General features: G+C 63.0%; 12 protein-coding genes and 1 tRNA gene. 5 read left to right on the top strand and 8 right to left on the bottom strand.

From position 1 onward, the window contains the following. Window positions 1-766 (top strand): aldehyde dehydrogenase family protein (locus PGX04_RS30140; RefSeq protein WP_273741855.1); only part of this gene is annotated, 766 nt, incomplete at its 5' end. Window positions 767-782: 16 nt separating this feature from the next. Here PGX04_RS30140 and PGX04_RS30145 read toward each other — a convergent pair. From PGX04_RS30145 to PGX04_RS30170, 6 genes are all read right to left on the bottom strand, one after another. Then, window positions 783-1037 (bottom strand): hypothetical protein, encoded by a 255-nt coding sequence (locus PGX04_RS30145; protein ID WP_273741856.1) that lies wholly within the window; start codon window positions 1035-1037, stop codon window positions 783-785. Window positions 1038-1355: 318 nt separating this feature from the next. Then, on the bottom strand, window positions 1356-2573 hold the full coding sequence (locus PGX04_RS30150) for an RNA-guided endonuclease InsQ/TnpB family protein (RefSeq protein ID WP_273741857.1): 1218 nt from the start codon (window positions 2571-2573) through the stop codon (window positions 1356-1358). A 109-nt stretch (window positions 2574-2682) separates the two neighbouring features. Then, a tRNA-Leu gene (locus PGX04_RS30155) sits at window positions 2683-2766 on the bottom strand. Between the two features lie 79 nt (window positions 2767-2845). Continuing rightward, window positions 2846-3184 carry a ferredoxin gene (locus PGX04_RS30160; protein ID WP_273741858.1) on the bottom strand — a complete coding sequence of 113 codons (339 nt, stop codon included), beginning with the start codon at window positions 3182-3184 and terminating at the stop codon, window positions 2846-2848. 73 nt (window positions 3185-3257) lie between these two features. After that, a complete protein-coding gene (locus PGX04_RS30165; protein WP_273741859.1) occupies window positions 3258-4214 on the bottom strand; it encodes an oxidoreductase in 957 nt (318 codons plus the stop codon). A 453-nt stretch (window positions 4215-4667) separates the two neighbouring features. Continuing rightward, window positions 4668-5186, bottom strand: coding sequence for a peptidylprolyl isomerase (locus tag PGX04_RS30170; RefSeq protein ID WP_273741860.1), 519 nt, complete (start codon window positions 5184-5186; stop codon window positions 4668-4670). A 151-nt stretch (window positions 5187-5337) separates the two neighbouring features. Between PGX04_RS30170 and PGX04_RS30175 the strand changes: the two genes are divergently transcribed. Then, on the top strand, window positions 5338-6309 hold the full coding sequence (locus tag PGX04_RS30175; protein WP_273741861.1) for a succinylglutamate desuccinylase/aspartoacylase family protein: 972 nt from the start codon (window positions 5338-5340) through the stop codon (window positions 6307-6309). Window positions 6310-6345: 36 nt separating this feature from the next. Here the strand turns inward: PGX04_RS30175 and PGX04_RS30180 are convergent, their stop codons facing one another. Then, entirely contained in the window at window positions 6346-7104 is a 759-nt protein-coding gene (locus tag PGX04_RS30180) for an SDR family NAD(P)-dependent oxidoreductase (protein ID WP_273741862.1), read from the bottom strand. A gap of 529 nt (window positions 7105-7633) precedes the next feature. Between PGX04_RS30180 and PGX04_RS34855 the strand changes: the two genes are divergently transcribed. Next, entirely contained in the window at window positions 7634-8020 is a 387-nt protein-coding gene (locus PGX04_RS34855) for an MATE family efflux transporter (RefSeq protein ID WP_377043716.1), read from the top strand. 304 nt (window positions 8021-8324) lie between these two features. On the opposite strand, the gene PGX04_RS30190 is transcribed toward PGX04_RS34855, so the two are convergent. Then, window positions 8325-9098, bottom strand: coding sequence for an IclR family transcriptional regulator (locus tag PGX04_RS30190; RefSeq protein WP_273741863.1), 774 nt, complete (start codon window positions 9096-9098; stop codon window positions 8325-8327). Between the two features lie 195 nt (window positions 9099-9293). On the opposite strand from PGX04_RS30190, the gene PGX04_RS30195 reads away from it, so the two are divergent. Beyond that, the gene (locus PGX04_RS30195) at window positions 9294-10490 is read left to right on the top strand and encodes an acyl-CoA dehydrogenase family protein (RefSeq protein ID WP_273741864.1); all 1197 of its coding nucleotides are present in this window, start codon (window positions 9294-9296) and stop codon (window positions 10488-10490) included. Window positions 10491-10496: 6 nt separating this feature from the next. Then, window positions 10497-10838, top strand: a 342-nt coding sequence (locus tag PGX04_RS30200; RefSeq protein ID WP_273741865.1) for an MBL fold metallo-hydrolase, incomplete at its 3' end; no start/stop codon positions are given.

The raw sequence follows: 10838 nt of genomic DNA on the forward strand, positions 1-10838 counted from the left end.
CTCGACCGAGGTCGGTCAGCGCGTCGCCGAGAAGGCGGCCGGCAACTGCGCGCTGCCCGCGCTCGAGCTCGGCGGGAACAACGTCCACGTCGTCACCAACGAGGCCGACCTCGATCGCGCCGTCGACGGTGGCGTCTTCGGTTCCTTCCTCCACCAGGGGCAGGCCTGCATCTCGATCAACCGCCACCTCGTCCACGAGTCGCTGTACGACGACTACGTGGACGCGCTCGTCGACCGGACCGCCTCGTTGGCGACCGGCGATCCATCGGACGACGAGACGATCATCGGTCCGATCATCGACGAGAGCCAGCGCGACCAGATCGTGGACTACATCGAGGAGTCGGTCGACGAGGGCGCGACCCTCGAGACCGGCGGCGATCACGACGGCCTCGTCGTCGAACCCACCGTCCTCTCGGACGCCGACAACGACATGGCAGCGGCCGAAAACGAGCACTTCGGTCCCGTCGCACCCGTGATCCCCTACTCGAGCGACGCGGAGGCGATCGAACTCGCGAACGACACGATCCACGGCCTGTCGGGCTCGGTCCACAGCGAGGATCTCGAGCAAGCCCGGAAAATCGCGGACGGGATCGACACGGGCATGATCCATATTAACGACCAGCCGATCAACGACGAGCCCCACGTCCCCTTCGGCGGGATGAAGCAATCCGGCATGGGCCGGTACAACGGCGAGCAGATCCTCGAGGAAGTGACGACGACGAAGCTGGTCTCGGTTCAGCACGAACCCCGCGAGTACCCGTTCTAACCCTCGAGAGGGGAGCTCATTCGAAGAGCGCCAGCAGCCGCCCCCAGCTCCAGATCACGAGCCAGACCGCGAGGAGGGCGACGAGCAGATACAGCGGTAACGCGTCCACGGCGATTCCGTTGGCGATGACGGCCTCGAGCAGTCCGCGCCGAGCCAGAAGTGCACCCACAGCCGCGATCAGCAGCGAGCTGGCAGCGATGACGACCGCCGTTCGATTGGTCGCGATTCGCGATCCCTCGCCGTTCCGATCCGCGGTCCGTTGGTTGTTCATCGCTCGTTCCGACGTACTGTCCCGCTCGAGGAAACGGTTGTACCTGCGCGTTCCGGTTGACCGGTGAGTTGGCGGGAGCAGACTGAACATCTAGTGTACCGGTGTGCCCTCTTACAAGGATTTCATCGACCAGACATACGGTTTACGTGTACTCCTCGCACGCTGTCTGAGTGACGGATCGAGTATTGCGGCTGCGAATTCCGCTTCGAGCATTGCAACTGCCGCTTTCGAGGTATTCCCGATGTACGAGGGTTGGGATATCAACTGCCTCGCGCCACAATTGCGGGGCTTGTCAGTGAACTCGGCCTCTGCCGATGATTAGTCGGACGGGACGAATCCCCGAGTCGACGTCACAGTTCCTGACTTCAGGGCGAGTTGACTGTCGCCCGTCCGCCGAGACGACTGTAGGCCTCGACGGACAAACCGCCACCCAACGTTCTTCGCACCAACGTAGTCAGCGTTCGCTGTTGAACCACACGACTCACACTCGAATTTGGACTGAGTAACTCGATTACCTTCACTCGTATGTCCACACTCTGGGCACCGTCGACTCGTGCCCTCCGGCGATACGAACTCCACAGAGATCCTCTCCTTTTCTGCTTTGTATTCCACGAGATCGACGAGTTGGCGATGCGCCCACTGGTGCAGGTCCTTCACTGGCGGCATACGCTCACGGATGTGCCTTAGGTTCTCGAATGCAATGTATTCGCAGTCGTGAGTGAGTGCTTCCTTGATGATGCGGTTAGCGACCCGGTGGAGGGAGTCACGGACGTAACGTGATTCACGCCCGCTCATCTGTTGGACCGTGCGGTGGGCGGACTGCGTCCCAGTCTGCTGGAGGGAACCACGAATCTTCTCGAATTGTCGGTGTCGATGCCGCAGTTCTCGTCCGGACGCGAAATAGGCTGTCGAAGTGGTGGCGATGTTGACGATACCGAGGTCAACGCCGAGAACTGTCCTGTTCTCGGTGTCATCCTGTTGTTTGATTTTCTTCTCCGGCTTCGGTTTTCGGAAGCCAAGATGGAGGTAGTAGTTATCATCACGCCGCGACAGCGTGGATTCGGTGAGCTCCCAGTCCTCATCATTGAGATACTCATGTTGGTAACCGTCTTCGTCCTCTGGCAGAGCGAGATCACACCGAATGCGGTCATCGACTGTCGTGAGTGATACAGTGCCATTATCGAACAATGTCATCGTCCGAGTATCGTACTTTACCGTGTCTGCGGTGAACTCGGGACGAGAGGTTTTATAATCCTCATCAAGGTCATCGATTTCTTCGACACCGGAGAGGGCGGCTGCAGCTTGGTGGGTTGCGAGAATCGCGTGTTGGCTCCTGAGGCGTGTCTTCTCACGAACCTCGCCGTAGGCGAGGTCTTGGAGGGATATTTTTCGTGTTTCACCTATTCCCCATCCAATTTGACTACTGATGTTGCAGGCTGTTTGCCACTCCTGAATGGTAGCGTCAAGCAGCTGTTGCTGCTCTGAGGTGAGTTCCGGACGGGTGATCGCGGTCCGTCTCAGGTAGTCGTCAGCCACATATCCCAATATGTCATTGAGATACTTAGTATTTCTATGTAATTCCTTTTGACAATGTGATATCGTCAGTAGCAAGTCACGGAGAGACGTCTCTCAGTTTAAGTTGGTATGCGAGGGTTGGGATTCGAACCCAAGGACCCCTACGGGAGCGGGTCTTAAGCCCACCGCCGTTGGCCTGCTTGGCTACCCTCGCGCAGAAGTGCACTCGAGCGTTGTCCCGGGTCGGGGATGTGCGTTTCGGTGTGTGCCCGTGGGCCTCCCGCCTCGAGCCCTTACCAGTCGACGCTCAGTGTGCCGTCGCCGTGGGGGTCGGGTGCGATCTCCTCGTCGGTCCGGCGGTCGACGACGTGGATGCAGCCGTCGTCTTTCTTCGCCGGGCAGACCTCCGCGGCGCGGACGTTGTGCTCGAGGTCGTCTTCGCCGAAGAAGTACTCGTTGGGCTGGGCCATGCCCGAGGCGATGGACATCTCCCAGTTGGCGCTGACCTCGGCGCACTTGCCCGCGCCGAAGCACTTGTTGGCCTCGAAGATGATCTTGTAGGGCTTCTCGTCGACCGGCGGCGCGTCGCTCGAGCCGACGTCGCTGGCGCGCTGGATGCCGTCGTCGCTCATTGTCTCATAGTTCGACCGCGTCGTCTTTCCCGTTACGGTTGGCACAAGCGACGGGCGCCCGCTGGTCTCCGCGCTACGCCGAGACCGCTTCCTCGCCCTTTGGCTCTGGCAGGTCGTACGTGACGCCGGTCAATTCGCTCGAGATCCGCCACAACCGACGGGCCGTCTCCTCGTCGTAGGACCGATCCGAGGAGGCCTGTCGTTCGGGCGTGCCGCGCATGTTCTGGAAGCCGCCGGGGCCGTAGTACGCGCCGCCCTCGGCGTCGAGCGCGGTCGCGGCGTACAGCGTCGGGAGCGCGCCCATCTCGGCCGACTGCGCGACGACCGTGTTCATCAGTTTCATCGCCGCCATTCGGAGCCGACTCCCGCTCTGCTCGGGCCCGCGGTACTGCAACTGCGTGTTCGCGTAGCCGGGATGCACCGCCATGCTTTTCGCGTTCGTATCCGCGGTGAGGAACCGTCGCTCGAGTTCGTACGCGAACGGGACGTTCGCCAGCTTCGACTGGGCGTAGGCGTTCCACTTGTCGTAGGACTCCTCGCTCTGGAGGTCGTCGAAGTCGATTTCGCCGCTCTCGTGAACCCCGCTCGAGACGGTGACGACCCGCGCTGGCTCCTCGCCGTCGGTCGCCAGACTCTCGAGCACCAATCCGGTGAGCGCGAAGTGACCGAGGTGGTTGACGCCGAACTGGGTCTCGAACCCGTCCGCGGTCTCAGAGCGCGGGATCGCCATGACCCCCGCGTTGTTGATCAGCACGTCGATTTCCTCGTCCTCGAGCCCCGCCGCGAAGGAGCGAACGGACTCGAGGTCACCCAGGTCGCACTCCTCGACGCGCAGGTCGGCGTCGGGAATCTCGCCGCGAACGTCGTCGGCGGCGTCCTCGCCGCGCTCGGTGCTCCGGCAGGCCATGGTCACCGTCGCGCCGTTGCGCGCGAGTTCGCGGGTGGCCTCGAGGCCGATGCCGCTGTTCGCGCCCGTGATGACGATCGTTCGTCCGTCCTGATCGGGAATCTCGTCGGCTGTCCAGTCCATACGCGCTCTATGCCGTCTGTCCCTAAATGGGTGCGCCGTGGTGCGTCCGGCAGGCGCTCGAGCGGGACGGGCGAGACGGCGGTCCTGCGAGGCGGGCAGCGTGAACGAGAACGTCGCGCCCTCACCGGGCTCGGAGTCGACCTAGATCTCGCCCTCCTCGCGTGTACCGTCGCCGTTATCCCTCCGCTCGCAGTCGCATCGACGGGCGACTCACTCGCGTCGGGTTCCGTTCCTTCCGTATCGTCCGAAGTATCGCCCGCGCAGCCGGCGAGCGGCAGAGAGAGAGACTCGAGGCGGTTCCAGCCAGTAGCGTTCGTCGATGCAAGTGAGACCGTTCGTGGATTCGGTACCGAAGTACCGATATCGGATCTGCTGCCGGTGACGTGTCCCGCATCGGCTCGAGTCGAGCGCACGAACAGCCGGAAAACCGTTCGCGATCGGTCGATCGACGCGTTACTCGTAGTCGACGGAGACGGACTCGAGGACGACGTCTTCGCGCGGCTGGTCGTTGGCGTTCGTGTCAACGTCACCGATTTCATGAACGACGTCCATGCCGTCGGTGACCTTGCCGAACACGGAGTGGCGGTCATCGAGGTGGGGCTGGGGGCCGAGCGTGATGAAGAACTGCGAGCCGTTGGTGTCGGGGCCGGAGTTGGCCATGCTCAGGACGCCCTCGTCGTCGTGGCGCAGCTCGTCGTGGAACTCGTCGTCGAACTCGTAGCCGGGACCGCCGCGACCGGTTTCGGTCGGATCGCCGCCCTGAATCATGAAGTCCTCGATGACGCGGTGGAAGGCCACGTCGTCGTACAGCGGCTCGCCATCGACTTCCTCGCCCGTCTCGGGGTCGGTCCAGGTCTTGCCGCCGGTCGCGAGACCGACGAAGTTGTCGACGGTCCGCGGCGCGCGCTCGTCGTACAGTTCGACCTCGATATCGCCCTCGTTCGTGTGCAGGGTCGCAGTAACGTCTCCCATATCCTCCGGGACGGCGGGACGAGTGAAAACGGTAGTGGTCTCGAGTCGGCGACCACTGAGCCCGCATCCACCGATCCATCGGACGACGGGACGGTCACGTCTGCTGGCGGCCGGCCGCAGGTACATACCGCGGGACGTGGAATGTCCGGGCATGAGCGAGGGCGCGCACACGGCTGAACAGGTGACGCTCGCACGGTTGCCGTCGGGAGTCGAACTGACGACGACGGTCCACACCTATCGCGGCGACGAGTCGGGTCCGACGCTGTACGTGCAGGCGGCCCAACACGGCCGCGAAATCAACGGGACCGAGGTGCTGCGGCGGTTCCACGACCGACTCCCTCTCGAGTCGCTGTCGGGGACCGTGATCGCCGTCCCCGTCGCGAACCCGCTGACGTTCGATCGCGTCTCCTACACGACGCCGGAACAGCTCGATAGCATCAACCCGAACATGAACCGGATCTGGCCGGGTGACAGCGACGGGAGCCTCCACCAGCGCATGGCTGCCCGGCTCTGGGAGTTCGTCACCGCGGCCGATGCCCTCGTCGATCTCCACACGGGGAGCCCCGATATGCTCCCCCACGTCGTCTACCGCGAGGACGACGAGCGCTCTCGCAGTCTCGCCGACGCCTTCGGAACTGACCTCCTGCTGTCCGAACAGGCCGACGAGGACGCTCCCGACGAGTGGCACCACCGCGGCTTTGCGGGAAAGCTCCGGGTGGCCGCCGCCGAGAAGGGGATCCCGTCGATCACGCCCGAACTCGCACACAACAAGCAGATCCTCGAGGACGTCGTCGACGAGGGCGTCGACGGCCTGCTCGACGTCTGCCGGTATCTCGGCCTTCTTCCCGGTGACGTCCCCGATCGCGACCCGATCGTCGCCCGGAACCACCTCGGGCAGGTCACCGCCGACGACTCCGGGCTCTTCCGGCCGGCTCCGTCGCTCGAGGTCGGCAAGTCGATCTCCGAGGGAACGGCCATCGGAACGGTCTATCATCCGGCGACGTACGAGCCGCTCCACCACGCCCGCGCGGACCGCGACGGGGTGCTCTATGCGCTCACCCGCGAGGCGACCGTGACCGCGGGGGACCAGCTCGCGAGCGTGGCGCTGGTCCGCGAGGAGTGACCGACCGCGGGTCTTGGGGCGAGCAAACGGGCCGTTTCAGGCCGAGAAGCCGCCGTCGACGACGAGTCCGTGGCCGTTGACGAACGAGGATTCCTCGCTGGCCAGGAAGAGGATCGCGTCCGCGATCTCTTCCGGTTCGGCGAGGCGTTTGAGCGGATACTGCTGAATCATTCGCTCGCGAGCTTTCTCGGGATCTTCCTGATCCTCGAGATACTGATCGAGCAGGGAGGTCTCGGTGAAGCCGGGACAGACCGTGTTCGCGCGGACGCCGTACGGACCGGCCTCCGAGGCGACCGCCCGCGTCATGTTCAGGACTGCGCCCTTGCTCATCGAGTAGGCGGACTGCTTCGGGAGCCCGAGGATGCTCGCCAGTGAGCCGACGTTGACGATGGCACCGTGGCCCTGTTCCTTGAGGTGGGGGAGCGCCGCGTGACAGCCGTTCCAGACGCCCTTGACGTTGATGTCGATGACGAAGTCCCGGATGTCGTCCTCGAGGTTTTCGAGACTGCCGGCCGGATGGCCGGTCCCGGCGTTGTTGACCATCACGTCCAGCCCGTCGTCCGCGGCGACCGCGTCGACGACCGCGTGGAACTGATCGCTGTCGGTCACGTCGAGTTCGTGGAACTCGGCGTCGCCGCCGCCGTCCTCGATGGTCTCGGCGACCGCTCGTCCGCCCTCGGTGTCGACGTCGGTGACGATGACGCGCGCCCCTTCTTCGGCGCAGCGCTCGGCCGTCGACCGACCGATTCCCGACGCCGCACCCGTGATAACTACGGTTTTGTCTTCGAGTCGCATACGTCTCGTATCGAACGGCTGCTACATAAAATCGTTCATAAGTGATGTATTCGAGAACGATTCTGTTCGCGCATCGTCCGATACCGCTGAACAATGGAAATGCGTCCATGGTCGTTCGGTCGGTTCCCTGTCTCCGCGGTTTCCCCGCGACGGCCCGCCTCGTGACCGATGGACGCGCCACCCGGAATCACTCCGTCTAATTTTAATAACTATTCTGCGATTAGCCGACACCTATCTGATTTCGGATTATATTGATTGGTCACCGGCACCCTGCCGACTCGAGTGGCGAGAGACGACGAATACCTCCGTAAACAGCTCTGTAGGTGCTGAAATATCCGGGCCACGAGTACGAGAGTGCATTCTCCTCGGATCGATCTCTTTACCGGTAGAGCCGTCGTCAGTGTATGAGTCGAGCCGTATTGGCCGTTCTCGGTTCGTAATCGGCAGTTCGCTCGAGCCGACGGATACGTGCGCGTCTACTGCATTCATACCGCTTTCATAAACCATATCTATTCCTGATAGATGGGAATTGACGAATCCGCTCGGTGTTTGCCCGGACCGACACGTTGATCCGGCCGATGTCCGTCGCCGACGGTGTCTGGCCGAACTCAGTAGTCGCGCCCGTACGGTCTGGCGGCCGACGCTCTCGCTCTCGTGGCCGCTCGCCGTCCAGCAGACGTTCAACACATTGATGCGGACGGTCGACATCATCGTCACCGATCTGTTTTCGCCCGCCGCCGTCGCCGCGGTCGGGCTCGCCGATCTCTACGCCCAGCTCCAGTTGCGGCTCGGCCTCGGGCTCGGGACCGGCGCGATCACCCTCTCGAGTCAGCATACGAGACGGGGGCGGTCTCGACCCGCGACCGGTCGAGTGCCGAACCGTCACTCTGCTCGTCTCCTGTTTGGCGACTTCTAGGTGATATAGTATATGTGACATACTTCCAATTCTATATTTTTATAGACACCATTTGCTGTTCTCGTCCGGTCAGACTCGAGTGCTCGAGTCGTCGGCCGCGTCGCCGTCGCAGCGACCCGACCGACGAGGAACAGGGGATTACGCACATACGAATGTAATATCCAGGCGCGACGGTGGACGGGAAGGCGTCACGCGCTCCGATTGCGGGTGTGACGAGACCGATTCGATCGGTGGTCGTTCACTGTGGGTTCGGTGGTGTCGTCTCGAGCGACGCCGCGATATCGTGTTCACTCCCATTGAACAGCTACGAGAACATCATGTTCACTTCGATCGTGTTCGCCGTCGACAGTAACTGATCCTGGAAGTCGGTCTTCTCCCACTTGTTCTCGAGTTGGTGCTGTGGTCCGGCGACGCTGACGGCCCCGTAGACGGTCCCGTCGGTGTCCAGTATCGGCGCGCCGATCGCATTGATTCCGGGCAGATACTCCCCGCGAGTGTACGCAACGCCCTCGTCGCGAACCGTTTCGAGTTCCTCGGAGAGCGTCTCTCGGTCGGTGATCGTCTTCTCGGAGAACGCGGGGAGTCCCCACTCGTCGATGATCTCGTCGACGCGTTCCTCGGAGAAGTGTGCGAGCATGGCCTTCCCGCCGGCCGAATTGTGGAGGTAGGTGTGTGTCCCGATGTCGATGTCGCTCGTGAACGACCGAGGCCCCTCGCCGATATTAATGACCGTTCCGAGTCCGTTCTGGTGTGTCGAACAGAGAACTCGTTCCCCCGTTTCGTCCGCGAACTTGTCGATTGGCCCATCGGACGCCGCGTACAGCGGTTCGGCGTGTTTGACGTGTTCGCCGAAGGAAAGAAACCGCAGACTCAGCCGGTACTCGTCGCCTTCCTGGACCACGTACCCCTTCGAGCGCAGCGTCGTCAGATGGGCGTGGACCGTACTCTTCGCCAGCCCCGTTCGCTCGGTGAGATCCGTCACACCGGCCCCTTCGGCCTGCCACAGCGCCTCGAGCACGTCGAGCGTTTTGACCACTGCTTCGATCCGCGACCCCCCGTCAGTGACTGCCGTTGTCATACCCCACATTCGACGAAGCGAACTAAAACTGTTCCGCTCTACTGAACGCCCGCCCCTCTTGGAAAAACCACGTTAAATCCACATTCTCTGTTGTTACCGGTTCACTCGGCCGAACGTGGGAGAATCGATCGAGCCACTGCCATTGAAAGACTGTAACACGGTAACGCTTAAGTATCGAGTTATATGAGATATGGTATGGACTTTAGCGAACCGTCCGAAGCCGTGCAGATCACGAAGGCGCTCGACGACTTCATCGACCAGGAAGTCGCGCCGCTCGAGAACGAGTACGACGAGTTCCTCGGTGCGGATTACGAGAAACACATCGTCGACGACGACCATCGGCAGGTCCCCGAGTATCGCAACATCGTCGAGAAGATCCGCACGAAGTCCGTCGAGGCGGGCTTCTACGGGATGACGATGCCCGAGGAGGTCGGCGGCGGTGACGTCGACATCCTCACCCGAGCCATCGTCGGCGAACACATGTCCAACCGGCCGCCGGGCTTTCACAGCGCCATCTTCGGCGGTGCCGGCGGTCCGACGCCCATCCTGCTGGCCTGTGACGAACGACAGCGTGCGGAGTACCTCGAGCCGCTGATGGACGGCGAGATCACGACCTGCTTCGCGCTGACAGAGCCGGGCCACGGGAGCGACGCCCACTACATGGATACCCGCGCCGAGAAAGACGGCGACGAGTGGGTCATCAACGGACAGAAGGTGTTCATCACGAACGGACCGTACGCGGATTTCGTGATGGTGTTCGCTCGGACGAGCGGCGAGGACGGAGACCTCAGTGGGATCACGTGCTTCCTCGTCGACGACGACAATCCCGGCTTCGAGGTGGGAACGATCCACCGCGCGATGGGTATGACGCCCGGGACCCACGCCGAACTCTACTTCAACGACTGCCGCGTCGGCGAAGAACAGGTCCTCGGCGAGGTCGACAAGGGGTTTCAGTCCGCGATGGACTGGATCGGCGGCGGCCGAATCAACATCGCCGCCGGCTCCGTCGGTACGGCCCAGTTCCTGCTGGACATGTCCGTGGAGTACGCCCGCGAACGGGAGACCTTCGACAAACCCATCGGTCACCGACAGGGGATCTCGTTCCAGTTGGCCGAACTCGCGACGGACCTCGAGCAGGTCCGTCAGCTCTACCGCTACGCCGCCTGGAAGATGGACAACGGCGAGCGCGCCCGCAAGGAGGAGTCGATGGCGAAGCTCCGCGGCGCGAAACTCGCCAACGACGCGGCCGACGTCGCCATGCAAGTCCACGGCGGTGCCGGCTTCATGAAGGACCTGCCCATCGAGCGCAACTATCGCTCGGCCCGCGTCTTCCGCATCTTCGAGGGGACCGACGAGATCCAGAAGCGGACGATCGCCCGGGAGCTCATCTAACTCCCGATGGAAGACCCGACGGAGCGGGGGCCCGAGGCCGCGCCGACCCGCGTCACGCGGCTCGACTTCGACATCGAGTGGCCGCCGAAACACGCCGCGGCGTACCTGCTCGAGGAGCCCGCTCCCATTCTGATCGATACCGGCGATCCGGAGGCGCGCGCCGAGAAGACGATCCGTGAGTCGCTGGACGCAGCGGAATACGACCCCGCGGATATCGAGGCGGTCGTCGTCACGCACCCGCACAGCGACCACATCGGCCAGGTTCCGTTGCTGCGCGAGGCCGGTGCGACGGTGTACGCCCCCCGGCCGGTCCTCGGGCAACTCGAGCGCGAACCTGCCGATCTCGCG

This window comes from Natrinema soli (assembly GCF_028618695.1).